General features: G+C 68.0%; 2 protein-coding genes. Both read left to right on the plus strand.

Features of this window, described 5'->3' with window-relative positions; translation table 11 throughout:
- Positions 1-70: 70 nt before the first annotated feature.
- On the plus strand, positions 71-376 hold the full coding sequence (locus JFN87_RS33140; protein WP_209346217.1) for a transposase: 306 nt from the start codon (positions 71-73) through the stop codon (positions 374-376).
- 23 nt (positions 377-399) lie between these two features.
- Entirely contained in the window at positions 400-1,290 is an 891-nt protein-coding gene (locus tag JFN87_RS33145) for an IS3 family transposase (protein ID WP_209346219.1), read from the plus strand.
- Positions 1,291-1,323 lie beyond the last annotated feature (33 nt).

Raw genomic sequence — 1,323 nt, forward strand, 5'->3', positions numbered from 1 at the left:
TGAAGTTCCCCCTGTGAGCTGGACAGCCTGATACTGGGACGGATGGTCCCGGAGGAAGCAGTCACAGATAGTGAGCAAGAAGAGCAATACGAGTAAGCGGTACACGGCCGAGTTCAAGCGGGACGCGGTCGCGTTGGCGTTGTCCTCGGAGAAGACGGTCACCGAGGTCGCCCGTGACCTGGGCGTGAGTCCGGAGGGACTGCGGGGCTGGGTGAGGCAGGCGAAGATCGACCGGGGTGAGGGCCCGGCCGGGGCCCTGACCACCGCGGAGCGTGAGGAGCTGGTCCGGCTGCGCCGGAAGGTCCGCGAGCAGGAGGCCACGATCGACGTCCTGGGAAAAGCCACCGCCTTCTTCGCGCAGGACAAGAGCAGGTAGACACCACCGCACGGTGTCGCCTCATCGACGCGGAGAAGGCGTCCAAGGACAATCCGGCAGGTCACAGCGTCGCCTTCCTGTGCCGGGTCATGGGAGTGCCCCGCTCCACCTACTACGCGCACGTGGCGTCGCGGCCGGCCCGCGCCGTGCGCGACCGCGCCGAGGAACTGCTGGTCGGGGAGATCCGGGTCCTGCACGCCGGCTCCCGCGGCGCCTACGGGGCCCCGCGGATCCACGCGGCCCTGCGACGGGCCGGGCGGATGGTCAACGAGAAGCGGGTCGAGCGGCTGATGCGCGTCCATCACATCACCGGGATCACCAGGCGGCGTCGCCGCGGTCTGACCCGGCAGGCGAGGCGGGCGGTGTTCGCCGCCGATCTGATCGGCCGGGAATTCACCGCACCCTGGCCCGGCATGCGCCTGGTCGGCGACATGACCGAACTCGTCACACTGGAGGGCAAGTTGTATCTGGCGACATGCATCGACCTCGCCACCCGCGAGATCGTCGGCTGGGCGATGGCCGACCATCACCGCGCCGAGCTGCCGGTCGCAGCCCTGCGGATGGCGGCCGGACGCGGCGGTCTGGAGGACGGCTGCATCATGCACACCGACCGCGGGAGCGAGTACACCAGTGACGAATTCCGCACCGAGGTAAGCACGTTGCGCATGCGCCAGTCGATGGGACGTGTCGGCTCTTGTTACGATAATGCTGCCGCGGAAAGCTGGTTCGCCCTGCTCAAGGCGGAGATCGGGACGACCGTCTGGGAGACCCGAGAGGCCGCCCGGGCGGACGTCTTCCACTTCATCGAGGTCGAGTACAACCGCAGCCGGCTTCGCCGGCACCCCGACCACGGATACGTCACCCCACTTGAAACGAGAACCCTTCTGAGGCAGAACCTCGCCCCCGCAGCGTAAGCACCCGCTGTCCAAGTTCAGGGGGGAACTTCA

Origin of the sequence: Streptomyces montanisoli (assembly GCF_017813245.1) — a bacterium.
In the GTDB taxonomy this organism is placed as follows: Bacteria; Actinomycetota; Actinomycetes; order Streptomycetales; family Streptomycetaceae; genus Streptomyces; species Streptomyces montanisoli.